The 25,978-nt window shown below is 46.3% G+C and carries 21 protein-coding genes and 1 riboswitch; of the genes, 17 read left to right on the top strand and 4 right to left on the bottom strand.

Annotated elements, in window-relative coordinates:
• Nucleotides 1-403 precede the first annotated feature (403 nt).
• From FFM77_RS00170 to FFM77_RS00120, 11 genes are all read left to right on the top strand, one after another.
• Nucleotides 404-1,108, top strand: coding sequence for a class A sortase (locus tag FFM77_RS00170; protein ID WP_137633726.1), 705 nt, complete (start codon nt 404-406; stop codon nt 1,106-1,108).
• Nucleotides 1,109-1,188: 80 nt separating this feature from the next.
• On the top strand, nt 1,189-1,755 hold the full coding sequence (locus FFM77_RS00165; RefSeq protein ID WP_137633725.1) for a LemA family protein: 567 nt from the start codon (nt 1,189-1,191) through the stop codon (nt 1,753-1,755).
• Nucleotides 1,756-1,766: 11 nt separating this feature from the next.
• Nucleotides 1,767-2,669, top strand: coding sequence for a zinc metalloprotease HtpX (gene htpX / locus FFM77_RS00160; RefSeq protein ID WP_137633724.1), 903 nt, complete (start codon nt 1,767-1,769; stop codon nt 2,667-2,669).
• A gap of 63 nt (nt 2,670-2,732) precedes the next feature.
• Nucleotides 2,733-3,521, top strand: coding sequence for a hypothetical protein (locus FFM77_RS00155; protein WP_171001518.1), 789 nt, complete (start codon nt 2,733-2,735; stop codon nt 3,519-3,521).
• A gap of 248 nt (nt 3,522-3,769) precedes the next feature.
• Nucleotides 3,770-5,146, top strand: a complete 1,377-nt coding sequence (locus tag FFM77_RS00150; RefSeq protein ID WP_137633722.1) for a UDP-N-acetylmuramoyl-tripeptide--D-alanyl-D-alanine ligase — start codon at nt 3,770-3,772, stop codon at nt 5,144-5,146.
• A 282-nt stretch (nt 5,147-5,428) separates the two neighbouring features.
• On the top strand, nt 5,429-5,971 hold the full coding sequence (locus tag FFM77_RS00145; RefSeq protein ID WP_137633721.1) for a PadR family transcriptional regulator: 543 nt from the start codon (nt 5,429-5,431) through the stop codon (nt 5,969-5,971).
• On the top strand, nt 5,968-7,404 hold the full coding sequence (locus FFM77_RS00140; protein ID WP_137633720.1) for an MFS transporter: 1,437 nt from the start codon (nt 5,968-5,970) through the stop codon (nt 7,402-7,404). The genes FFM77_RS00145 and FFM77_RS00140 overlap by 4 nt, the downstream gene beginning before the upstream one ends.
• Nucleotides 7,405-7,814: 410 nt before the next feature.
• Nucleotides 7,815-9,428 carry a degradosome RNA helicase CshA gene (gene cshA / locus FFM77_RS00135; protein WP_137633719.1) on the top strand — a complete coding sequence of 538 codons (1,614 nt, stop codon included), beginning with the start codon at nt 7,815-7,817 and terminating at the stop codon, nt 9,426-9,428.
• Between the two features lie 646 nt (nt 9,429-10,074).
• Complete coding sequence (gene acpS, locus FFM77_RS00130) at nt 10,075-10,434, top strand: holo-ACP synthase (RefSeq protein WP_137633814.1); 360 nt, start codon at nt 10,075-10,077, stop codon at nt 10,432-10,434.
• 2 nt (nt 10,435-10,436) lie between these two features.
• Nucleotides 10,437-11,570: an alanine racemase gene (gene alr / locus FFM77_RS00125; protein WP_137633718.1), complete on the top strand. Its 1,134-nt coding sequence runs from the start codon at nt 10,437-10,439 to the stop codon at nt 11,568-11,570.
• Nucleotides 11,571-11,812: 242 nt separating this feature from the next.
• Nucleotides 11,813-12,205 carry a type II toxin-antitoxin system PemK/MazF family toxin gene (locus FFM77_RS00120; protein ID WP_137633717.1) on the top strand — a complete coding sequence of 131 codons (393 nt, stop codon included), beginning with the start codon at nt 11,813-11,815 and terminating at the stop codon, nt 12,203-12,205.
• Nucleotides 12,206-12,505: 300 nt separating this feature from the next.
• On the opposite strand, the gene carB is transcribed toward FFM77_RS00120, so the two are convergent.
• Nucleotides 12,506-15,571 (bottom strand): carbamoyl-phosphate synthase large subunit, encoded by a 3,066-nt coding sequence (gene carB, locus FFM77_RS00115; protein WP_137633716.1) that lies wholly within the window; start codon nt 15,569-15,571, stop codon nt 12,506-12,508.
• On the bottom strand, nt 15,564-16,634 hold the full coding sequence (locus FFM77_RS00110; protein WP_137633715.1) for a carbamoyl phosphate synthase small subunit: 1,071 nt from the start codon (nt 16,632-16,634) through the stop codon (nt 15,564-15,566). The genes carB and FFM77_RS00110 overlap by 8 nt, the downstream gene beginning before the upstream one ends.
• A 267-nt stretch (nt 16,635-16,901) precedes the next feature.
• Here FFM77_RS00110 and argC point away from each other — a divergent pair, with 267 nt between their 5' ends.
• The 6 genes from argC (at nt 16,902) to FFM77_RS00080 (ending at nt 23,131) form a co-directional block, all read left to right on the top strand.
• Entirely contained in the window at nt 16,902-17,930 is a 1,029-nt protein-coding gene (argC, locus tag FFM77_RS00105; RefSeq protein WP_137633714.1) for an N-acetyl-gamma-glutamyl-phosphate reductase, read from the top strand.
• An 18-nt stretch (nt 17,931-17,948) separates the two neighbouring features.
• A complete protein-coding gene (argJ, locus tag FFM77_RS00100; RefSeq protein ID WP_137633713.1) occupies nt 17,949-19,157 on the top strand; it encodes a bifunctional glutamate N-acetyltransferase/amino-acid acetyltransferase ArgJ in 1,209 nt (402 codons plus the stop codon).
• Nucleotides 19,158-19,170: 13 nt separating this feature from the next.
• Nucleotides 19,171-19,920: an acetylglutamate kinase gene (gene argB, locus FFM77_RS00095; protein ID WP_137633712.1), complete on the top strand. Its 750-nt coding sequence runs from the start codon at nt 19,171-19,173 to the stop codon at nt 19,918-19,920.
• A complete protein-coding gene (locus FFM77_RS00090) occupies nt 19,917-21,080 on the top strand; it encodes an acetylornithine transaminase (RefSeq protein WP_137633711.1) in 1,164 nt (387 codons plus the stop codon). The genes argB and FFM77_RS00090 overlap by 4 nt, the downstream gene beginning before the upstream one ends.
• A complete protein-coding gene (gene argF, locus FFM77_RS00085; protein WP_137633710.1) occupies nt 21,077-22,096 on the top strand; it encodes an ornithine carbamoyltransferase in 1,020 nt (339 codons plus the stop codon). The genes FFM77_RS00090 and argF overlap by 4 nt, the downstream gene beginning before the upstream one ends.
• Nucleotides 22,097-22,572: 476 nt before the next feature.
• A riboswitch (PreQ1 riboswitch) is annotated at nt 22,573-22,617 on the top strand.
• Between the two features lie 7 nt (nt 22,618-22,624).
• Entirely contained in the window at nt 22,625-23,131 is a 507-nt protein-coding gene (locus FFM77_RS00080; protein WP_137633709.1) for a QueT transporter family protein, read from the top strand.
• Nucleotides 23,132-23,180: 49 nt separating this feature from the next.
• Here the strand turns inward: FFM77_RS00080 and cbpA are convergent, their stop codons facing one another.
• Together cbpA and FFM77_RS00070 are read right to left on the bottom strand one after the other, a co-directional pair.
• Nucleotides 23,181-23,819, bottom strand: coding sequence for a cyclic di-AMP binding protein CbpA (cbpA, locus tag FFM77_RS00075; RefSeq protein ID WP_137633708.1), 639 nt, complete (start codon nt 23,817-23,819; stop codon nt 23,181-23,183).
• A 155-nt stretch (nt 23,820-23,974) separates the two neighbouring features.
• Nucleotides 23,975-25,369, bottom strand: a complete 1,395-nt coding sequence (locus FFM77_RS00070) for a L,D-transpeptidase family protein (RefSeq protein WP_137633707.1) — start codon at nt 25,367-25,369, stop codon at nt 23,975-23,977.
• Nucleotides 25,370-25,978: the final 609 nt, after the last annotated feature.

Here is a 25,978-nt window from a genome sequence, read left to right as displayed (position 1 = left end):
TTATGCAAGCATTATGAACTTCATAAGAAAAATATAATTATTTTCTTGGGTTAACTATGTTGTGAGTTAGTGAAAGTTGCTACTCTGATTAGGGCAAGGTCAGTTTTGAAGACCAGGCTTGGTTTCAAAATGACCCATGGCGTTCCAGCGTTTTAGGAACCAACCGGCAGGCGGCAACTTCAACTAGCACCAAGTACACGTTCTATATTGGTCGTGAATGGCATTAATAAAGCAATGAATACCGGTTGGCACTCGTAAAGTAAAGTTATCGATGATTGCGGAATTTTAGCTCGGTGCCAGACGTACAATTAAGACCCACGACTTTTCTATTGCGGTAAATTAGGGTATATTTACCGTAGACCGCTTTAGGTTGAGTGGTTAGTACAATGGGAGGCGAAAAAGTATGAAATCAAAACAACATCCCGGTTTAAAATGGCTGGGACGAATTGTGTTTGTGATTTTGATAGCGCTGTCGTTAGCGTTAATCTTTAACGAACAAATAAAAAGTTGGTTGGTGAGTTCATATGCGCCGACTGTGACGGCTAAGTCCGTCAAAAAGAATCAAACGAAAAAAGGTAATTTTGATTTTTCAAAAGTGAAGTCGTTGGATTTTCAAACGGTGGCTAAAGCCCGGATGAATAAAAGTTCGATTCACGTGATTGGATCGATTGCGATTCCATCGATTGACTTGTATTTACCGATTGGCAATGGTGTTAGTAACGAAACGTTGGCTTTGGCTGCGGGGACGTTGAAAGCTGACCAGACGATGGGGAGTGGCAACTATGCGTTGGCCGGTCACCATATGATAAAGCATGGCGCTTTATTTAGTCCACTCTACTATAAGAGTAAAGTGGGTCAGATGATTTATTTGTCAGATATGTCGCATATCTATGAATATAAAACAACCCAACGTAGTTTTATTGCCGCGACAGATGTCCAAGTCATCGATGATGTCCCGGGTAAAAAGCTGGTGACATTGATTACGTGTGATAAGACTGGGGCGGGTCGCCTGATGATTCGTGGGACGTACGTAAAAAAGTGGCAATTCCGTCAAGCGCCAACCGGAATTCAGAAGTCATTTTCGAGTCACTTTAATAACAAATATTAAATTTAGGCCGGCCTATGTTGTTGACCCAAGTTTCACGTTACAATAATGATGAGGTTTATAAGACAAGGAGGGTTCATTTGATGGTAGGTTTAATAATTATTGCGATTATCCTCGTGATTGTCGCCATTTATGCGATTATTTATAACGGCTTGGTCAAAGCGCGGATGTATACGCAAGAAGCATGGAGTCAAATTGATGTTCAGCTCAAACGACGGAATGATTTAATTCCAAACTTGGTCAGTACGGTTAAAGGCTACGCCAAGCATGAAAAGACGACATTAGAGCAAGTTGTCTCATTACGTAACCAGATGACCCAAGTCCCGGCTGGGGATCATCAACAGGCGATGGCACTTTCAGATCAATTAACCAGTTCTTTAAAGAGTATTTTTGCGTTAGCTGAAAGTTATCCAGATTTGAAAGCCAATCAAGAATTTAGCAAGTTAATGGAAGAATTGACGAATACTGAAAATAAAATTGCGTATTCACGTCAACTTTTCAATTCTAGTACGGCTAGTTACAATATGAAGTTACAACAATTTCCATCTAACTTAGTCGCTGGCATCCATCATTTTCAAAAGGTTGACTTTTTGGCGGTTCCTGAAACTGAAAAAGAAGCCCCAAAAGTCTCATTTGATGATCAAGATTAGAGGTTTTGCCCATGTTATTTGAGCAGATAGCCCGCAATAAGCGGCACACGGTTTACGTGATGGCCGCTTTTGTCTTGCTAGTGGCCGTGATTGGGGCGGCGGTCGGGTATGTCTTTTTTGACAGCACCGTAGCAGGACTCGTGATGGCACTCATTGTGGCCGTTATTTATATGGCCATTATGTTGGGACAATCGACTGATGTGGTGATGGGCATGAATCATGCCCGTGAACTGCATGGTGAAGACGATGATCCCGAATTATGGCACATTGTTGAAGATATGGCATTGGTTGCGAAAGTCCCGATGCCACGCGTTTTTATTATTCAAGATGACAGTCCGAATGCATTTGCCACAGGAAATAACCCGGAACACGCCGCCGTTGCGGTGACGACCGGAATTCAAGCACGACTGAACCGTGAAGAGATGGAAGGCGTCTTAGGTCATGAACTGACCCACGTGCGTAATTACGACATTCGGTTACAAACGATTGCCTTAGCATTGACGGCGGCGATTAGCTTACTTGTCAATTGGGGGATGAACGCCTTTTGGTGGGGTGGCGGTCGACGCCGGCGGGATAATGACCGTGATGGCAATGGTAGTGTACAAGTATTACTCATGATCCTAGCCATTGTGGTGATTATACTGGCACCGTTAGCAGCTAGTTTAGTTCAGTTAGCGCTATCGCGTAATCGGGAGTATTTAGCCGATGCTGGGAGTGTCGAATTGACCCGGAATCCATTAGGGTTAATTAGTGCCTTACAGAAGATTGATGATAGTCAGCCGATGCAAGCTGCTGATCCTAGTAGCGCGGCGCTCTATATTTCAGATCCATTTAAAGCTAAAAAGTCCTGGGCACATTTATTTGATACCCACCCACCAATGGCTGATCGGATCGAACGTTTAAAAAAGATGTGATTCAAGCCAACTATTTCGAGCGGAACGGCTTATAATATAAGTAATAAATAGACAGTTGAAAGAGTGAGTCGATTGCAACGCAGATATATTTACGCCAATTTAGAAAAAATTGATAATTTAGTGTTTGCCTATGGGATTGACCAGAGCGATTTTGTGCATGGCATCAAACGGCTGCCGAGTAACTTGGTCTCGTTGGTCGGGGTTGACGATGACGTGCACGCGGTCAATGCCCACACTGGGTTGAATGTGATTAATGACGAGAATGATATTCGTCGTTTTTTACTGCAAAGCCATACTGAGCAAGTTAAATGGATGGACTATGATGAAGTCGGTGATTTAGACTTTTTGACAGCTACCGAAATTGCTGAGTTATTATATTTGGGTCATATGAATCGACCGATCCGCTCGCCTTTTAATTATAAGCTGCGTAACCACTACGTTTTCTTGGAACAACGTAATGGTGGGATCAAGTTATATTGTTACTACTTGTCGGCGTTTAGCCATGTCCTCAATGCCTCAATCTTACGGCATACGTTGGCGGCTTACCGTGGCCGACGGATGTTTATGCGGACAATCAGTGTGCCACGGGTACCAGAGCCGATTATCAAGCAATTGATGCATTTAATGTCGGATGGCTTGTTTATTTACTTTGATCAATCAATGGTGCGTCAACGCCAATTATTAGTACCGGTGCATACGGAGATTGCCAATGACGATATCGAGGTTTTTGATCCGGCGCGGAATGATGATGGCCAGCATACCCATAATGTAGCCACTTTGACGTTCAATCTAGTGTCCAGTCAATGGGGGCTCACGATTCACGATGCGAAGGCCTTTGAAGATCATTTATAATGCTATGAAGAAGCGCAGAACAGTTAGTTAAGCTGGGACTGCGCTTTTACTTTCACGCATAATTAGTGTTAGAACTGGGCAATTTATGAGAGTTCGTAGAGTCCCACTCGTCAAAGTGGTATAATTTTCAATGCGATAGTCAAATTTAGTTAACACTAAATCTGCCACTAATCGGTTTAAAAAAGCGGTACTAGTCAGGAATACGGGTTCACTAATTAATGAGAACCGTGAATGGAGAGTTATATCATATGAAGATGCAAGTTACCGAAATTGCGAAAGCAGTTCAAGCTGTGAATGCGGCGCAAGTCTGGCCAGACGTCAATGTGACGGGTGTGGCCTTTGATAGTCGACACTTAACAGCAGGCGATTTATTTGTGCCGCTCACGGGAGCCAATGATGGTCATGACTATATTCAAAGCGCAATTGACCATGGGGCGGTGGCAACTTTATGGGCAACTGATCATACTGATAGTGCACCAAGCGAGTTACCCGTTATTTTGGTGCCAGATACGTTGACAGCGTTACAACAATTGGGCCAATATTATTTACAAAAGATCAATCCTAAAGTGGTTGCGGTCACGGGTAGTAATGGGAAGACCACGACCAAGGATATGATTGCTAGTGTGTTAAGTACGCAATTCAATGTCACCAAGACGCATGCTAATTTCAATAACCAAATTGGGGTGCCAATTACGTTATTGAGTATGGAACCTAACACGGAAGTCGTTGTAGTTGAAATGGGCATGGATCACTTTGGTGAATTGGATTTTCTCAGCAACTTGGTACAACCGGACGTGGCCGTGATCACAATGGTTGGGGAAGCGCATATTGAATTCTTTGGTACACGCGACAAGATTGCCGATGCAAAGATGGAAATCGTCCATGGCTTAAAAGCGGATGGGACCTTTATCTATAATGGTGATGAACCATTGTTACAAACACGGGCCAAAGAGGTCACACAACGCCAACGGACCTTTGGCTTGAATGCTGATAATACGTTGAGTGCCAGTGCGATTGAAACGAGTCGGGCGACGACTAGCTTTACGGCTAGTCTTTGGCCAGAGTCACCATTTACGATTCCAATGATGGGTGCCTACAATGTGAATAATGCCATGGCAGCGTTATTAGTTGCCGATACCTTTCACGTCCGGGAAAAGCCGGCACAACAAGCGCTAGCTAAGTTCGTACCAACTGAGAATCGGACCGAATGGTTAACCGGACATAATGGTGAGGCTATTTTGAGTGATGTTTACAATTCTAATCCCACCGCGGCCAAGCGTGTCTTAGCAGCCTTTGCAGCGACCCCGGTTACTGGCCAACGGATTGTTGTTTTAGGGGATATGTTGGAATTGGGTGCGCAAGCCGATCAGTTGCATGCTAGTTTGGCGAGCGAATTGAATCCAGAAACCATTCAAAGCGTTTATTTGAATGGGGAACACATGCAGGCCTTAGCAACGGATCTGGCGGCGAAGTATCCAGCAACCGCAATTCATTACTATCCAACGCATGAACAACCACAATTAATTAATGATTTAAAACAAGCCGTTACTGCGGATGATGAAGTGCTGTTAAAAGGCAGTCACGGGATTCATTTAGAGAATGTTTTAGCGGCATTAGAAGCTTAATAAAGTATTGCCAGACACGAATTGGTCAGTTGACTGAGTCGTGTCTTTTTTGTTTGGCCAGCTGTTAATTTGGTCATTGTGACTATTGTTAGATCATGTATTATTTTGAAATTAGTTAATCACTACTTATTAGCTTAGGGGTTGTGGTCAAACCGATTATGGACCAACCAGAGTGGTCATTTTCCGCCAACTAAGCCACTCAAAATTAAAAAATAGAAACGCTTGTAATATATCTAAAAGATACATATAATAATGATGCGCTAAAAAAGGCGGTGGTTAAAAATGTATGAATTATTTATTTTAGGGCAATTAATGGATCGACCGATGACCGGCTATCAGTTACGGAAGGCCTTAGTCAGCGTTGTTGGTCAAGAACTGACGATTAGTTTTGGGGCGCTTTACCCGTTGCTTGATAAGTTAGCAGCAGCGGGTGAGCTGACCTTGGGTTTTAAGCCGACCACGAGCAAGCGGCCCCAAAAAGTGGCCACACTTACCACGAATGGTCAGCAACATTTTTGGACGTTAGTATTGGCACCAGTGGCATTGAATAAACAGACGCAGCTGACATTTCAGATCAAATTGAACTTTTTACATTTATTAACGATTGACCAGCAGTTGGCCGTTTTAACAGATTTTAAAGCGTTCACTCAAGGTCAGTTGAGTCGCCTGACGGACCAGCAAACTCGGCTTCAACACAATGTGCACATGGTTGGGGCGGATATTGCTGATGTGTTGTTAGTTAATGAGTTACAACAGGTCCGCGCACAGGCTCAGCTCAACTGGGTCGACGCCTTAATTCAAGCAAAGAAGGAAAGTACATCATGAAAGTAGCTTCATTTTCAACTGATCCTCAGATTCAAAAACGACGTTGGTGGATATTAATTGCCGTTTGTCTCTTTACCTTTATGTCAACGTTAGATGGCAGTATCGTCAACATCGCGTTACCCGTGATGAGTAAGGCGATGACGATCCCAATGAATCAAGCTGAATGGGTTGTGTCAATTTATTTGATTATTATTTGTGCGTTGCTATTGTTATTCGGCAAGCTAGGTGATGCCCATGGTAAGATTCGTATTTTTAAGATTGGGGCGGCCTTGTTTACGGCTGGCTCACTATTGTCAGGATTTAATTCTGGCCTGTTCATGTTGTTAGCGGCGCGAAGCATTCAAGCGGTTGGCGCCGCGATGACGATGAGCGCCAACAATGGGATTATTACTGAAGTCTTTCCATTCAAAGAACGTGGGCGGGCGTTAGGCATGATTGGCTCATTCGTAGCGTTAGGTAGCATTGCCGGGCCTGGGATTGGTGGGCTGATTTTAGCGCACTTTAGCTGGGGGTATATTTTCTGGATCAACGTGCCGATCGGTATTTTAGGGATGATTTTAGGCCAAGTCATTTTGCCAAAAGATATTACAATGAGCCATTTGCCGATTGATAAGCCGGGGGCGAGTTTGTTTGCGCTAATGATGGTCAGCTTGTTTGCCGGCGTCTTTATTGGGCAAGAAATTGGCTTCACCAAGCCAATCATCTTAGGTTGTTTTGCGATTGCGTTAATTGCCACTATCATCTTTGTGCGCATTGAGTTACATCATGATAATCCCATCTTGGCGTTACAGCTCTTTAAGAATGCCCGCTTCTCAATCAGTATTCTCTGTGCTTTCTTGATCTTTGTGGCGAACTTCTTCTTTAACGTGATTTCACCATTTTATTTGGAAAATGCACGGGGCTTGGCGGCTAATTATGCGGGTTATGCTTTGATGGCGTTCCCGATTGTGCAAGTGGTCGTGGCGCCGATTGCTGGGGCAATTTCTGATAAGATTGGGCCGGAACTACTCACTTTTATCGGCTTAGTACTCATTTCGATTAGCCAGGTTGGTTACATCTTTGCTAACTTAACGACGCCACTCTGGGTCTTTATGTTCTTCATCGGCTTGGTCGGTTTCGGTAATGGGGTCTTTCAAGCACCCAATAATGCGATTGTAATGGGGTCAGTTGAAGTCAAAGACTTGGGCGTTGCTGGTGGGATTAATGCATTGGCGCGAGAACTCGGCATGATCTTCGGGATTTCCGTAGCAACGACGGTCCTTTATTCCGCCATGAGTCAATCAGCCGGATATAAAGTCACGTCTTATTTACCGGCTCATCCAGAAATCTTTATTGATGGGATGCGGGTTGCCTTTATCGTATCATTGATAATCTGTCTAGTGGCAACGGTCATTACTGGTATTCGGCTATTAAATCGGCGGCGGGCCGCTTAATTAGCCATAGAGGTTATTAATAGGCGTGACGGTAGAAGCGCGTTAAAATAGACGTGTTGTCATTGGTTAAGAATTTTGACAAGTTTTTGAAAGATTATATGGAAAAATAAATTAATTTTTCTGAAAAATCAAGCTGCTTTATGGCTTGTTGCGGGGCGTGTGACTGCTGTTAGATGCTAATCAGCCAGTCCTAAGCGTGGTTTAATCGCTTAGCTAGGGGTGATTCAGTAGTTGCTTGCCAGAGTGAACACGCTTGCTAATTTACATTAACCGGTGTATGATAATTCAGTTGTACTATTTGAAGCACGAAACAAGTCAGACCGTTGGCTTACTAGCAAGCGCACTACGGGGAACGGATTTTTTCCTAGCTACTAGTAATCCCATGGTGTCATCCTTAGGAGGAAACATATTTGAAGTTTACAGAACTAGGCTTATCCGATAGCCTACTTAAAGCAGTTAACCGAGCAGGCTACGAAGAAGCCACCCCAATTCAAGCTGAAACCATTCCAATGGTACTTGAAGGGAAAGACGTGATTGGACAAGCTCAAACCGGGACCGGGAAGACCGCCGCGTTTGCGTTACCAATCCTCCAACGTTTGGATTTTTCGAACCATAACATCCAAGCACTTGTTATTTCACCAACGCGTGAATTAGCAATCCAAACCCAGGAAGAAATCTTCCGTATGGGTAAAGACGAAGGTGCTAAGGCGCAAGTTGTCTACGGTGGCGCTGACATTCGTCGCCAGATCAGAAACTTGAAGCAAAACCCACAAGTGATTGTTGGGACACCTGGTCGTTTATTAGACCATATTCGTCGCGGTACCGTTAAATTAGACCACGTTAAAATGTTGGTCTTAGACGAAGCCGATGAAATGTTAAACATGGGGTTCTTGGAAGATATCGAATCGATTATCAAACAAGTGCCTAACGAACGTCAGACCATGCTGTTTTCAGCCACCATGCCGCCAGAAATTAAGCGGATTGGTGTTCAATTCATGCATGAACCACACCATGTTAAAATCAAAGCTAAAGAATTGACCGCTGATACGGTTGAACAATATTACGTTAAAGCTAAAGAATACGAAAAGTTCGATATCATGACCCGTTTATTCGATGTTCAGGCACCTGATTTAACGATTGTCTTTGGTCGGACGAAGCGTCGAGTTGACGAATTATCAAAAGGCCTTGAAGCTCGCGGTTACAACGCTGCTGGGATTCATGGTGATTTGAGTCAACAACGTCGGACGCAAATTATGCGTGAATTCAAAGCTGGTAAGTTGGATATCTTAGTTGCAACCGATGTGGCTGCCCGGGGACTTGATGTTTCTGGTGTCACCCATGTTTACAATTACGATATTCCTCAAGATCCTGACAGTTACGTCCATCGTGTTGGCCGTACTGGCCGTGCCGGGCATAAAGGGGTTTCATTAACCTTTGTGACACCGAACGAAATGGAATACTTACGGGTTATTGAAAAGTTGACTAAGGTGCGCATGTTGCCTTTGAAGCCACCTACTGAAGCTGAAGCCTTTGCTGGTCAAATCGCTGCTGCTGAAGCTAATGTGGATTCATTAGTTGCTAAGACTGAAACTAATAAGTTTGCTGAACAAGCAGCTGAATTATTAGCTAAGTACGATGCTACTGACTTGGTTGCCGCTTTATTAAACGACTTAACCAAGGATGATTCAACAGCTGTCCCTGTTAAGATCACGCCAGAACGCCCATTACCTCGCCATAAAGGCGGCGGTGGCAATCGTCGTGGCGGTGGTTATCGTGGTAACCGTAGCCGTAATGGTGGCGGTAACCGTGGCGGTGGCAACGGTCGCTACTCACACAGTAGCAATCGTGACCGTGATCATCGTAATGGCGATCATAAAGGCGGCAGTGGCCGTCGTGGTAATGATCGTAAGAGCAATGGTTACAAAGGTCGTAGCCGCGAAGACAATCGCAGCAACAACCGTAACCATGATGATGGCCGCAAACAAAGTAGCAAGCGGAACTTCACGATTCGCACTAACGATTAAAGCTAACTAATTAACATTACTAACGGAATCACCGGTAACGGAGATTCGGTAAAAAGTCGAGCGCAGGCTCGGCTTTTTTTGTGGGCTGACATGCTAGAATTAAAGCAAAACTAGTGGGGTGGATGGGGATAGGCGCTCATTATTTTGACCGTCTCCGTTGACCAGCCGATTCGCGGTGGGGCAGACCTGCAGCCCAAAAGCGGTCTGCAGGGCACTTGTTAGCCGAAGAACATGTCTAACAAGCTGGCCCAATCACTAAAACCGGAAAATCACCGGTTCAAGTGATTCGACACGGCGAATCAGCTGGTCACTGCGACTTTGCTTGGGTTGTTTTAAGTATTTATGGGAATTAGCAGCGAATAAAACTAAACTGTAATAGTTATTTAGCGTAGGCTGGACTGGATGATGCTCAGTGGTGTCGTTTGACTTAGGTCGGTGAACCTTGCCGGCCTTAGTCAAAGCCCGGCTTGGAAGACCGCTCCTAAGGCTTCCAAACGTGGCCACCACGTTCCAGCATCAGTCCAGACCAACCGGAGCGACAATTTAGTTTCATGCCATCGTGAAAAGATTGCGTGTTAAACGGTCTGTTACATTGCTGGCGACTGTGGTAAATTGGAAATATCAGATTTTGAAAGGCGATGGGGTTGTGATTTATGGTACCGGCATTGATTTAACTGAATTAGCCCGGATTCAAGCGATGCTGACGGCGGGGTTAAAGCTGCCGGAAAAGGTCTTGACGGCAAATGAACTGGCGGTCTTTAACCAGTATGGGCAAAAGCGACAAGTTGAATTCTTAGCGGGGCGCTTTTCCGCGAAGGAATCGTATAGTAAAGCTTTTGGAACTGGCATTGGCGCGCAAGTTGGGTTTCATGATGTTGAAATTTTGGATAATGCTGCGGGCCGTCCAGAAATCACCCGCCAACCGTTTGACGGGCCGGCGTGGATTTCAATCTCACATACCGATCAATTCGTGATGACGCAAGTAATTTTGGAAAGAGGCAATTAGTGATGGTTGTAATTGGGGAACACCGCCACACACAAGTCCATGTTGACTTGCAGGCAATTAAACATAATATTAATGAGGAAATGACGCGCAAAGATCCACTGACTGAATTGTGGGCCGTCGTTAAGGCGAATGGTTATGGTCATGGGATTATTCAAGTAGCGCAAGCAGCCAAACAAGCTGGAGCCACCGGATTTTGTGTGGCCATCTTAGATGAAGCGTTGGCCTTACGTCAAGCTGGAATTACAGCACCAATTCTAGTTTTAGGTATTGTGGAACCAGAGTTTGCGGCCGTTATTGCGGAACATGATATTTCGGTTGCGGTTGGCTCGACTGATTGGTTAGCTCAAGCGGCAGCTGTCTTGGCGGCTAATCAGGTGACCCAGCCACTACATGTGCACGTTGCCTTGGATACTGGGATGGGACGGATTGGTTTTCAGACGCCGGCTGAATTAGCTGACGCGGTTAAAGTCTTACGAGCTGCTAACAGTCCATTTGACTTTGAAGGTATCTTTACCCATTTTGCCACCGCTGATCAAGCTGATGACACCTACTTTATGCACCAATTATCAAATTGGAAAGCACTGATTGCGGTGATTGATGAATTGCCACGGTATGTGCATGTCTCAAATTCAGCGACTAGTTTATGGCATCAAGCTTGCAATGGCAATGTGATTCGTTTTGGGGTCGCATTATATGGGTTAAATCCTTCGGGGACGGAGCTAAGTGCACCGTATCATTTACAGCCAGCGTTGAGTTTGACTGCGGAACTGGCTTTTGTGAAGAAGTTAGCTCGTGGGAAGTCGATCAGTTATGGCGCGACTTATACTGCCGATCAAGATGAATGGATTGGCACCGTGCCAATCGGGTATGCCGATGGTTACGAACGCCGACTACAAGGCTTTCACGTCTTAGTCGACGGTCAGGTGTGTGAAATCGTTGGTCGAGTCTGCATGGATCAGATGATGGTGCGGCTACCAAAAGCCTATCCAGCTGGAACTAAAGTGACTTTAGTTGGTACGGATGGCAAGCAGACGATTAGTTTGCAAGATGTCGCTGATTATTGTGGCACGATCCATTATGAGATTGCTTGCGGATTAGCAACGCGCTTGCCACGTGTTTATACTGACGGCGAATAAGGCTGATACCAAATGTTATTAGTTACGCAAATCAATACTAATAAGAACGATAAATAAAATCCTAACCGGGCCGATGTTGGTAATGTTGACATTGGCCCGGTTTTTAGCGCTGTCAAATAAGTAAACGGTTGCTAAAAGTTGAGCTTTCATGCTATCATAAGTAGCAAGAATAGGCATGTTGTTGGCTACAGTTAAGTAGTCAATTACAACTATGGGCGTCAGTAACAAGGGGAGATGAGGCGATGGTCGCAGCTGACATTAAACGCGGAGACATCTTTTATGCTGACTTATCGCCGGTCGTCGGGTCTGAACAAGGCGGAATGCGGCCGGTCTTAATCGTGCAGAATAACGTTGGTAATCATTACAGTCCCACGGTGATTGTCGCGGCGATTACCGCGAAAATCCAAAAGACTAAAATGCCAACGCATATTAACATTAATGCGGCGCATACCGGAATTGAAAAAAATTCGGTCGTGTTATTGGAGCAGGTTCGAACGATTGATAAGCAACGATTAAAAGATCGTGTCACCCATTTAGATGACCAGACGATGCAGCGAGTCGATGGGGCACTGTTAATCAGTATCGGCTTAGCGGATCGCAGTAAACGGCGACCGCGGCGGACGATGCAGCACTAGGTTGTTTTGGGGCACTAAACCTTTACATAATAATATGCAAAGACTGTCACGGAAGATAGTCAAAACGCGAGTCAACTAACTTTGATGTTAGCTGGCTCGCGTTTTTTGTTGTTAAAGTTTAGTCGTCCAATTTTCCGACTTAGATAACCCCCGGCTTTCGAGACCGCTCTGTGGCTCGAAAACGTGGCCACCACGTTCCAGCCGATTCTGGCCCAACCAGAGTGGCAATTTAAACCAACTAGCACTTAAGCGTGTAAATACCCTATCTGGCAGATACCGGCTAGCAGTAAAAGGGTTTAGTTAATCGGTAACAATCGGGTTCAAGCCGTTAATTGTCACTAACGCCTTAGCAGTATCTAACGCCGTTAACAATGGTTTAGCATGGTTGAGGGCCCAAGTGGCTAATGGCGCATCGTTGGCATGATCTAAGGCCAATACTGCGGCCAGACTATCGGTTGGGAGCTGAGCTAAGTCGGCGGCAATCGTTACTGGCACTGATAGCGTTGCTAACCAAGCTTTAACGGCGGGGTCGTGACTAGTCGGTACGTCGGTAATTAGCCCATCTTGTGGTTGCCAGTTCTGCAACTGGTAACTGTCGGCTAGGGCCGCGTGCCAAGCATCACTTAGCGTTGCCCCTAGTCCCATCGTTTCACCCGTTGATTTCATCTCAGGACTAAGCTGAGTTGGTAATTGGGGTAATTTGTTGAAGGAAAAGACTGGCGCTTTGACGGCGACTTGGCCGGTTAAAGGATACTGACCGGTTGGCAGGTTCAATCCCGCTAAGGTTGCGCCTAAGATTAACTTGGTGGCTAATTGGGCGAGCGGCAAGCGGGTCACTTTACTCATGAACGGGACGGTCCGGCTGGCGCGTGGATTGACGTCAATGACGTAGACATCGTCGGTGACGACGAATTGAATATTCATCATACCCACGCAATGCAACGCTTGACCGAGCTTAGTGGCAATGTTAATGATTTTGGTTTGATTAGTGGTACTGAGCCGTTGCGGTGGGTAAATGGCGATTGAATCACCAGAATGAACGCCAGACCCTTCGACGTGTTCCATAATCCCGGGGATGCAGACGTGACGTCCGTCTGACAGTATGTCAACTTCGCACTCGATCCCAGCTAAGTAATGATCCATTAAGATTGGGGCGCCATGTCCAGCGGCAACCGCAGCTTTGACCACGGGTGTCAATTCGGTCGCATCATGCACGATGGCCATCGCTCGACCGCCTAAAACAAAACTGGGCCGCACGAGTAAGGGATAGCCAATCTTTAAAGCTGCGATTTTTGCAGCGGCTAGATCAGTCACAGTGGTGCCGGTCGCCTGAGCAACTTGTTGTTGTTCAAGTAGCGCGGCGAACGCTTGCCGATTTTCAGTAATATCGGTGGCTTTGACACTAGTCCCTAAAATCGTCACGCCCGCATCAGCCAGTTGGTTAGCCAGATTAATTGCTGTTTGACCGCCAAATTGGACAATCACGCCAACTGGTTGTTCAAGCTGAATAATTGGTAGTAACCGTTCCAATGTCAACGGTTCAAAGTAAAGTTTGTCAGAACTGGAGAAATCAGTCGAAACGGTTTCGGGATTATTATTGACGACAATTGCCCGATAACCGGCTTGCTGAATCGCTTTAACACAATGCACGGTCGTGTAGTCAAACTCGATGCCTTGTCCAATCCGGATGGGACCAGCCCCCAATACCAGAATACTATGGCCCAGCGGCTGGCTTTCGGTAGTTGTGCCAAAAGCCGTACTGTAAAAGTAAGGGGTGGCACTGGCAAATTCACCGGCACAAGTATCCACCATTTTATAAACGAGTGGCGCCGTGGCTGTTAAAGCCGTGACTTGTGCGAGGGGCAACTGACTATAATGTGCCATCGTGGCCGTACTGAGCCCATATTTTTTAGCCGTTAAGAGTTGTTGTGGTGTTGGATTGGCTGCGAGTTGCTGGGTGAGGCCAATAATGTGTTGGAGCTTACTTAAGAAAAAGGGTGTAATCCCAGTTAAGTCAGCCAGTTTAGCTAACGGCCAGCCTTGTTGTAAGGCGGCAAATAAATAGAATAAACGTTGATCAGTCGGCGTTGTCAGCTCAGCTAATAATTGCGCCGTGGTGATGTGCTGCTTGGGGACTAGTGTTGTTTGCACTGTCGGCTCAGTTTCTAATGACGCAATCGCTTTTAGGGTCGCTTCTTCAATGGTGGTCCCAATTGCCATAACTTCACCGGTGGCTTTCATCTGAGTGCCTAAGTGGGCATCGGCAGTTGGAAATTTATCAAAGGCAAAGCGAGGGAGCTTAGCGACCACATAATCGAGCGCAGGTTCAAAGGCCGCGTAGGTTGTTTGCGTAATTGGATTTTTAATCTCCGCTAAGTTCAAGCCAATGGCGATTTCAGCGGCAATCTTCGCAATTGGATAACCGGTGGCTTTGGATGCCAAGGCCGATGACCGGCTGACCCGCGGGTTGACTTCAATGACTTGATACTGCGCACTATGCGGGTCTTGAGCGAGCTGGACGTTACAGCCGCCTTTGATATCTAAAGCGTCGACGATCGTTAAGGCGGCTTGCCGCAAAGTCTGATATTCCGTATCGGTTAGTGTCTGAACGGGGGCGTAGACGATCGAGTCGCCAGTATGGATGCCGACGGGGTCAAAGTTCTCCATACTGCAAACGATGATCTTAGCACCGGAGTTATCACGCATGACTTCGAACTCAATTTCTTTATAACCAGCAATACTTTGTTCGATTAAGCATTCGTTGACTGGTGATAGGGTCAGACCGCGTTGTAGAATCTGACGGAGGTCGTGTGGATTATCCGCGATTCCGCCACTGGAACCACCGAGGGTAAAGGCCGGCCGTACGATCACCGGGTAGCCGATATTAGCCGCAAAGCTCAAGGCCGAAGCAACGTGGTGAACAGTCGTACTGGCGGGGACGGGCTGATTGAGCTTAGTCATCAGGTCTTTAAACGCCGCCCGGTCCTCAGCTTGGTTAATCGTCTTGAGCGAAGTTCCTAAGAGTTGGATGTGTAACTTTGCCAACACACCGGCTTGGTCTAAGGCCATAGCGAGATTTAGCCCGGTTTGACCACCTAATGTGGGTAACAAGGCGTCAGGATGACTTTGAGTTAAGACTTTGGTCACACTGGCCAGGGTTAACGGTTGGATGAAGATTTCATCGGCGGTTGTATGATCAGTCATGATGGTTGCGGGATTCGAATTGATCAAGATGACATGGTAACCGGCTGCCTTTAATGCGAGGCAAGCTTGAGTCCCGGCATAGTCGAATTCGGCAGCTTGCCCGATTTTAATCGGACCGGAACCGATGACGGCAACCCGATGAATGGTGAGATTTTTAGGCATTGGCAACGACCTCCTGAGTTAACGTATGAATAAAGTGATCGAAGAATTGCCCGGCTTCGGTCGGACCGGGATGGGCTTCGGGATGGAACTGGACTGACATAACCGTCTGACCTGGCAACGTTAGTCCTTCAACACTACCGTCATTGAGTTCAACCGCTGTCACTTGGAGCGGTGTTTTCGCGACGGAAGCTGGATCGACTGCAAAGTCATGATTCTGAGCGGTCATGATGACGTTGCCAGTGGCTAGCATTTGGACCGGGTGGTTTAAGCCATGATGACCGAATGTTAGTTGATAAGTCTTGGCACCATATGCTAAGGCGATTAATTGGTGGCCGAGACAAATACCGGCCAATGGATAATGTGCGGCTAGTTGGCGAATCAAGGGTAGGACGGCTGCTTGTGCTTCTGGATCGCCAGGGCCATTAGAGAGCAGAATACCATCTGGATGATAAGCCTGGATTAAGTTAAATGAGCTAGTCGCTGGCACGACACTGACTTGGCAGCCCCGCGCAACGAGTTCTTGGGTAATTGCGGTCTTCTCACCGAAATCGAGGATCACGATATGGGGCCGTGACCCCTGGGTGGTTTGAACGGGTACGGGTTGGGGTGTCAGTTGTTTAGTCGGTAGACTCGCGGCTTTTAGTTGGAAATTCGTGACCGGTTGATTGCTAATGATGGCCAGTTGAGTTCCCGTGTGACGTAAATGAATGGTTAACTCACGGGTGTCGATGCCTTGGATACCGGGCACATGGTGCGTAAAAAGAAAACTATCTAAAGTTTCGCGACTACTATAGTGATCGCTGAAGTCGGCCAGTTCATGGACGATGACCGCTTGGGTGCCAATCGTCGCGGCCTGATTGACAGTCGGATCGATGCCATAGTTGCCGATCAACGGATAAGTAAAGGCAATTAGTTGGTTTAAGTAGGAAGGGTCGGTAATCGTTTCTTGATAACCGAGCATTCCAGTATTAAAGACTAAATTACCAGCGCCTTCAACGGATCGGTCGCCAAAGGCCGTTCCAATCCATTGAGTGCCATCTGCGAGTGTTAAGTATTTTTGCATGTTGTTACCGACCTTTCTTAAAATCAGATTAAAACTATTTTGGTTAATGCAACTAGTAAACAATTATTCACGCTAGAAGTCAAGCAAAAAATACATAAATTATGAATATATAGTACATAAATGGATTAAATATGCAAATTAATAAATAAAATTGCATATTTTTTCAAAAAGACTTGCATTTATCAAATGATGAGAATATAGTGTGAAGCATGCTTATCGCATAGATATGCAAAATAAAACTAATTTTTGAATATTTGAGGTGATTTTATGCAAGTAGCGTTAATTGGCGTCAGTGGTTATAGCGGTACCGTGTTATACCGATTATTAAAGCAACATCCCGCAGTTGACCAGATTAACTTATATGGTCACGTTGATCAGGCAGCGACGCCGTTAGCAACGGTGGTTCCGGCTTATCAGAAAGAAACGGCCATGGTCCGACCATTTGTTGCCGCTAAGGTGATGGCGGCAAATGACGTTGCCTTTTTCGCTACTTCGGCTGGGGTCACCCAGACGTTAGCCTTACCTTTATTAAAGGCTGGCTTTCCCGTTATTGATTTATCCGGTGACTTTCGGCTGCAAGATCCCGCCAGCTATACGCGCTGGTATCATCGTCCGGCGGCTGAAGCAGCAGCTTTAACGAAAGCCAGTTATGGATTAGCCGAGTTCAATCACCACTTAACGTCATATGTTGCCAATCCCGGCTGTTACGCGACCGCCACTTTGTTGGGCTTAGCGCCGGTGGTTCAAAACCACTTGATTGATCCAACAAGTATTGTGGTCGATGCCAAGTCCGGGTTGTCGGGGGCTGGCAAGAAGCTAGCAGCGACTAGTCAATTTACGACGGTCAATGATAACTTACAACTTTATAAAGTGAATCAGCATCAGCATATTCCTGAAATTATGCAGCAATTACAGGCTTGGTGGTCAGCGATTCCCGCGTTGGAATTCACTACCACTTTAATCCCAGTGACGCGTGGTATTATGAGCAGTATTTATGTCAAAGTTGCTCAGCCGACCACCACCGCCGCTTTAATCGCGCAATATCAACAGACGTATCAAACGAGTCCGTTTGTTCAAGTGCTGCCGGCGGGTGAGTTACCGACTTTAAAAACCGTCGTGGGCTCGAACAACTGCGCGCTTGGAATCAACTACAACCCTGTGACCAAGACCATCTTGATTGTCAGTGTGATCGACAACTTGATGAAGGGTGCCGCGGGTCAAGCCATTCAAAATTTCAATCAATTAATGAACCTGCCACAAACGACGGGATTACCAACTTTACCAACGTTTCCCTAACTGAGAGGAGTACTGCTTATGCAAGTTTTAACAAGTAATCAAATTCAAACGGTCGCCTTTCAGTGGCCCGCTGGCTTTTATAGCGACGGCATCCACATTGGCCTCCGGAAAGCTAAAAAAGACTTTGGCTGGCTATTCTCCAAAGTTCCGGCTGCGGCGGCTGGCACGTATACCACCAATCAATTTCAAGCAGCGCCGACCAAATTAACCAAAACAATGATTAATCAAGACCATCAGTTACAAGGCTTATTGCTCAATAGTGCCGTTGCCAATTCTTGTACTGGTCAACAAGGCTGGGAGAATGCTTTGCAAGAACAACAATGGCTAGCAAATAAATTAGCTGTTGATCCCAGCTTAATCGGGGTTGCATCGACGGGACTGATTGGGGCGCAACTCCCAATGGATCTCATCAAAAATGGGTTACCACAATTAACGCCAACGAAGAGTGATGCCGTGACTTATGCCGTCTTGACGACTGATCAACATCCCAAAACCATCAGTGTGCAATGTGAGTTAAGCGGTCATTTGGTGACACTGACGGGCTTTGCCAAAGGGTCAGGGATGATTCACCCGAAGATGGCAACGATGCTCGGCTTTGTAACGACAGATGCCCAAGTTGACGGATCTGTCTTGCAGCACATGCTTAGTGATAACGTCGATTCAACGTTTAACCAGATTACTGTGGATGGTGATACGTCTACCAATGATATGGTCGTCACCTTAGCGAATGGTCTGGCAGATAACCCGAGCTTAACGGCCGGGACACCCGATTACGACATTTTCAATCAAGCCCTACATTTGGTTTTAAGCTCGCTAGCTAAACAGATTGCGGCGGATGGCGAAGGGGCGACGAAGCTCGTTGAATGTAATGTGACTCAGGCCGCGACACGAATGGATGGTCAACAAGTGGCCAAGGCGATTGTTGGGTCTAACTTAGTCAAAGCTGCCATTTTTGGTGAAGACCCGAACTGGGGGCGGATTATCAGTACGATTGGCGCGACCGATGCTGAACTGGATATTGACCATGTGGACATTGCGATGAATGGGATACCGTTAGTCGCCGACAGCTTGGCCTTACCATTTGATGAAGCGGCGGTGAAAGCGACCTTGGGGCAATCGCAAGTTGTGATTGATGTCGACTTGCATGCTGGTGACGCCACTGGTCAAGCTTGGGGTTGTGACTTAACTTATAACTACGTCAAGATCAATGCCAGTTACCATACTTAAACGGAGGCCCGCAATGAAAAATTTGATTATTATCAAGATTGGTGGTCAAGCGATCCGGCAGTTGACTGAGCGCTTCTTTCAACAATTACAAGCGTGGCAAGCTCAAGGTAAACAATTATTAATCGTACATGGTGGTGGGCCGATGATTACCACTTTAACGACGCAACTGCAGTTACCGGTGCACAAGGTACATGGGCTACGGGTGACCGACGCACAGACTTTGGCGTTAACTAAACTAGTCCTACTGGGAGACGCCCAGCCAGCGTTATTGACGCAACTGAATCAGCATCACTTATCGGCGCTGGGGTTAAATGCGGCCGACCAACAGTTATTAACAGGAACGCCACTAGATCAACAACGCCTCGGCTACGTTGGTCAAGTGACGCAGGTGAACCAGGTGGCGTTACAAGCTTTATTGGCACATCAGATTGGCGTCTTGGCGCCGTTAGCCTTGACGACTGAGGGACAATGGCTGAATGTCAATGCGGATATGGCGGCTACCGCTTTAGCTCAACAACTCCATGCCGAAAAACTCGTGTTATTGACCGATGTGCCGGGAATTATGCATCACGGTATGGTCATGCGGAGCTTATCGCCTAAGCAGGCCCAGCGGTTAACGGCCCAAGCTGTGATTACGGCTGGGATGCGTCCTAAAGTGCAAGCTGCGATTCAAGCCATTCAAGCTGGCGTCCAACAGGCGGTCATTACGAATGCAATTGACCAGCCCGGGACCGCCATTATCAAAACGGAGGTAGTGCTATGAAAATGACCCATGTGTTTCCAACGTATCAACGGTTCCCCTTTGCGATTGAGAGTGGTCAAGGGGTTCACTTAACTGACGATCAAGGTCAGACTTATTTGGATTTTACGGCCGGAATTGGCGTCTGCAACTTTGGCTATCAAAACTCGGCCATTCAGACTGCCGTTAGTCAGCAATTAACTAAAATCTGGCATACCTCGAATTTGTATGAGAATACCTTACAGGAACAAGTGGCCACGTTGCTGACTAATGGTGATGAGCGGCTGGTTTACTTTGCCAACTCTGGAACGGAAGCCAATGAAGCGGCTTTAAAGTTAGCTCGTAAATATACTGGCAAAACGGCTATTTTAGCGTTTAATCATTCTTTTCATGGCCGGACATATGGGTCAATGTCGATGACCGGTAATCCTAATATTCAAGCCGGCTATGCGCCATTGGTTCCGGGTGTTCAGTTTGCTGATTACAATGATCCCGCCGCCATTCAACAGATTACCCCACAATTAGCTGCGGTTATTTTAGAAGTGGTCCAAGGTGAGGGCGGCGTCTTTGCTGGCCAAGCTGATTGGTTAAAGGCAGTCAATCAAGCCTGTCAGCAACAAGGCGTGTTGTTGATTATTGATGAAGTTCAGTCGGGGATTGGTCGGACCGGTTATCGGATGGCGTATGAGGGTTATGGACTTGATCCGGATATTTATACGGTGGCTAAGGGGTTAGCGAATGGTTTGCCAGTGGGGGCAATGGTTGGCAAGGCCAAGTTGGCAACGGCGTTTGGTCCAGGCAGTCACGGCTCAACCTTTGCTGGGAACGCCTTGGCGATGGCTGCGGCCCAAGCGGTGTTGGCACAGTTAACACCGGCCTTTTTGCAAACGGTCCAACAAAAAGCACAAACTGTTTGGCAAACGTTAACCGATGAGATTGCACCGTTACCCAGTGTTAAACAAGTCACTGGTAAAGGCTTGATGATTGGGATTCATCTCGAGCCGCAAGTTCCCGTTGCTAAAGTGATTACGGCCCTACAACACCAGCAACTGCTAACCTTATCGGCTGGTGATAACACGCTACGACTATTGCCACCACTAGTGATGTCGACCGCCGATTTATTAGCTGGCTTGGCACAGATTAAGACAGTTTTGATGACACTTGAAACGGAGGTAACCGCATGAACACACACTTTAATGGCCAGTCCTTTTTAAAAGAAATTGATTTTACGCCCGCCGAGTTAACTTATCTGATTGATTTCGGCTTGCATTTGAAGACCTTAAAGGCGCAACATATTCCCCATCCCTATTTACAAGGGAAAAATATTGCGCTGCTATTTGAAAAGACGTCGACGCGGACGCGTTCAGCGTTTACCGTGGCGGCCAATGATCTCGGCGCTCATCCTGAGTTCTTGGGTAAAAATGATATTCAACTTGGTAAAAAGGAATCAGTCAGTGATACAGCCAAAGTGTTGGGCTCGATGTTTGATGGGATTGAATTTCGGGGTTTTGCCCAGTCGACAGTCGAAACGCTGGCTAAGGATAGTGGGGTTCCGGTGTGGAATGGTTTAACCGACGAGTGGCATCCAACACAAATGATTGCGGATTTCATGACTTTGAAAGCCCACTTTGGTCATCTGAAAGGCTTAACATTGACCTATGTGGGGGACGGACGGAATAACATGGCGAATAGCTTGTTAGTGACTAGTGCGATGCTGGGTGTCAATATTCATATTGGCGCACCAACTGGGCTACAGCCGGCCGCTGATGTGGTGGCCTTGGCGCAGACTTACGCGCAACAATCTGGTAGTGACATCTTAATTACCGCAGATCCACAAGTGGCAGTCGCCGGTGCCGATGCCTTATATACCGATGTTTGGGTCTCGATGGGCGAACAAGTCGATTACGGGGAACGAATTAAACAATTATTGCCGTTCCAGATCAATGCTGATCTAGTGGCTGCAACGGGTCAACCTGAGACAATCGTCATGCATTGTCTGCCGGCCTTTCATGATCATCAAACCATAACTGGCGCGGCGTTGGGACAGAAATATGATCTAGATGCCATTGAAATCACTGATGAAGTCTTCACTAGTCCTCAAGCTGTCGTCTTCGAAGAGGCCGGCAATCGCTTGCCCGCGATTAAAGCCATCATGGCCGCCACATTAGGCGATCTATTTATTCCAGATAGTTTGTTTTAAGCTGATTGTTGCCGCTACGGTTGGTCTGGACTGATGCTGGAACGTGGTGGCCACGTTTGGAAGCCTGAGAAGCGGTCTTCCAAGCCGGGCTTTGACTAGGGCCGGGAAAGGTCACCCGACCCAAGTCAAACGACACCACTGAGCATCATCCAGCCCGCCCTACGCTACAATTGTTTTTCTTGAGATTATTTGGTAATTAGTGCTCAGATAAGAACTTTGGTGTAGACTGTTACGCAAGTCATACTCAATTTAAAGTTGTCGACTAGCTAACGGCGGGCGGGGTAGCATTGGCTCAGTGGTGTCGTTTATCTTGGTCGATGATTTTTCGACCTAGATAAAGCCCGGCTTTTGAGACCGTTCTGTGGCTCAAAAACGTGGCCACCACGTTCCAGCCGATGCTGCCCCAACCAGAGTGACAAATTGAAATCCACCTTGCGACGACTGATTAGTCGTGCTACGATTGAATCCGCTCGTTAATTTTCGTGGTTCGTAACCATCCCACGTAAAAAAACTAGGAGGAAAGATAGCATGACTAGTTCAAAAATCCGCCCATGGATCATCAATGCCTTAGTGGCGGCATTATACATTGTCTTATCGGTCGGCCCGGCGGCGTTTAACTTGGCGTCTGGCGCAATTCAATTCCGGGTGTCGGAAGGCTTGAATCACTTAGCCGTCTTCAATCGTAAGTATATCTGGGGAATCGTGGCCGGCGTTATCTTGTTTGATGCCTTTGGTCCCGGGGCCAGCTTGCTGAATGTGTTGTTTGGCGGTGCTCAATCACTAATTGCCTTGTTATTGGTGACTTGGTTAGGACCGAAGCTCAAAACTGTTTGGCAACGGATGGCGTTAAACATCTTCTTGTTTACGATTTCCATGTGCATGATTGCTTGGATGCTGATGTTAGTCGGTGGTGGGACGGCTTTTTGGCCAACTTACCTAACTACAGCAATCTCTGAATTCATTATTATGACGATTACTGCACCGATTATGTACGGATTGGATAAGATTTTACATTTTAGTGCCCGTTTACAATAACCAAAAATGGATTGCCATCAAACAAGTGGCAATCCATTTTTTTAACCCATTATTCAGCTTGTAAATCTTCAACTTCGATTACTTTGAATTGTTTGCGGTTCAAGTTATCGGTGATGCGCTTCAGCTTTTCGGTATCCACGTCTTCCGGTAAGGTGAATAAGGTCCGATGACCCAAGGTGCCGTTTTGCACATCCAAAGTCAAACAGCCGGCAATCGACGTGTACTTGGTGATGATCTTAGCCATCGCAGCCAAATCACCACGTTCACCGATTGAAACGACCGTTAAGACATAACTACCAACGTTAACATTCCAAGACTGTGACAACATATCCAATAAGCGGGTATGGGTCAAAATGCCATAGAAGTAACCGTGTTCATCTAAAACGGCGATATAAGGCAAATCTTTGATTGAGAAGAAGACGTTGTAAAAGGCGGCGTCAACTTGAATCGTCTTAGTGGCGTTTTTGAGTAGTGAGGTGACAGGTAACGACATATCGCCACCGCGTGATTTGTGACGATAGATATGCATTTTATAAATATTACCGCGGAAAATATGCCCAGTTTCGTCCAAGATTGGGACACACCGGAAGCCAGAGTCTTCAAGGACTTGTAAGGCTTCTTCCAAAGTGGCATCGGCCGTGACGGTAGTGAGCCGTTCTTTGGGTTTAACTAAAGTTTTTAAGAGCATAATGACTGATCCCCCAGATTTATTAGATTTATTCTAATTAAATAATACCATAAAAGCGTAAACGGGGGGAGTGATGACTAACTGTCAGCTCCGGTTTTAGCCTAAAAAAACAGCCAACCAGCAATTGCTGATCGACTGTTTAAATTAAATTTAAATTAGAAGACGACGACCGGTGTCCCAACCGAAACCGCGTCGTAAACTTTGCCAACAACCGACGGCGGTGTGTTGACACAACCGTGGGAACCGTGTGACTTGTACCAAGTCCCACCGTATTGTGGTTGCCATGGTGAATCATGGATTCCTTCACCGGTGTCATCAAATGGCATCCAGTAGGCAACGGGTTGGGTGTAACTAGAGCCGTTATCGTTTTGCCCACGTAAAGTGGCATTACGTTGTTTACTCCAAAGGTTCCATACCCCAGTGGTTGTTGCATGGGCGCCAGGTTTACCAGTAACGACATCAGTCGAAACCTTGACTTTACCATTGACGTAGACCCACATGTGTTGATTTTGTTTGTCAACTTCGATATAGGTATTACCAATATCGGTCTTCTTGTTGTGGTAACCAGACCCACTGATGATTGGTGAACGGGTGAAGTCTTTACCAGCTAAGATTTGCTTGCTTAATGCCGCAGCTTCTTTCTTAGTCTTAATCGACCAACCGAACAGCCCACCACTAATCTTGACCGTGCCACGCATCGTACTCTTAAAGGTCCGCGTGGTGTGGTAAGTGTGGTACTTATCGTTCAATTTGTTGACGTAAGCTAAAACTGACTTTTGGTTTAAAGTGACTTGGCCAGCTTTATCAACTTGAATCCAACCTAAGATCGTATTATTCGGGATCTGGAATTTATGGCCGTTGATGTTGTATTTGGCAACTTCTTTGGCATACGGTTGTGCTTTGGTTTTAGCCGTTGTGAGTGCTTTACTGGTACTCGTTAACGTTGGCTTCACGTAAGCGTCCTTTAAATTAATACTAGTCTTCCCATCAGCGAGGGCTTTTTTAACCACCACTTTTAAAGCCTTAGTGTTAATCTCAGTACCTTGGACTTCCTTTTGAATGTCAACTTGGCCATTTTTATAAACTAACTTGGCATTTTCAGTTTTAGTCCGGTTCGTGTTGCCCGCAGTCTTCATAATTTGATTAACTAACTGCTGCATACTAGAACTAGACACATTGAGTTTACCCAAGCGGACACTGTCATCGGCACTGGCTGAATTCATCAGTGCTAATGGCCAGCTCCAATAATTTTGGTGCTTAGCTAGCTTTTGTAGATCATGCTGGGTATCAATACTGATTCCAGCTGACTTACTGTTGAATGAATAAATGGCTTGGCCATGTTCAACCACGTGGTAAGTCCGATGTTCCAAAGCATGGCTAACTTGGTCAGTCACCTGATTGGCAGTCTTACCACTGACATCGACCCCAGCAATCTGGGTATTCATCAGAAATTTTTGATTATGTTGAAGTGTGAGACTGGTGGCGATATAGCCGACCGCTAATAAGCCGACAATGCCGCCCGCAATCTCAATCCCCCGTTTATGTTTCATTAAGAAATGCCTCCGTGTGCATATTAATATTTTTACCTTATAACATTTCGGCAGGAATGGCAAATTAAGCGCTTGACAAAAAGTGAGCTCAACCCGGTTGTCGTGAGGGCTGGAAGCGTTGTTAGAAAAAAGTTAATTAACAATTAGTAGCACGTGCTAATGTTAGATCGAGTAAGTTAAATTTGCCACTCTGGTTGGTCCAGAATTGGCTGGAACGTGGTGGCCGCGTTTGCGAGCCGAAGAGCGGTCTCGCAAGCCGGGCTTTATCTAAGTCGAAACCCACGACTAAGATAAATGACACCACTGAGCCAATTCTGGCCCGCCCGGCGTTAAGCAACGGGGGCGTTACGACTCAGTTGGGTCATTGGGTTTCTTAATCGGCGAACTATTTAAAGACTTCAAAATTAGAAATGGCTTTCCAATATTTTAGCAACTAGCCACTACTAGTATGACGACGTGCTCATTGACTACATAGCCAATCACGATCATCAGATTAAATAGCGCAGGCGGGCTGGATGATGCTCAGTGGTGTCGTTTGACTTAGGCTGGTGATTTTCCGGCCTTAGTCAAAGCCCGTCCCCCAGGCTTTCAAACGTGGTCACCACGTTC

Origin of the sequence: Lactiplantibacillus songbeiensis, from assembly GCF_005405125.1 — a bacterium.
GTDB lineage: Bacteria > Bacillota > Bacilli > Lactobacillales > Lactobacillaceae > Lactiplantibacillus > Lactiplantibacillus songbeiensis.
The sequence above is the reverse complement of the archived record's forward strand: the minus strand, read 5'-3'. Positions and strand labels throughout refer to the sequence as shown.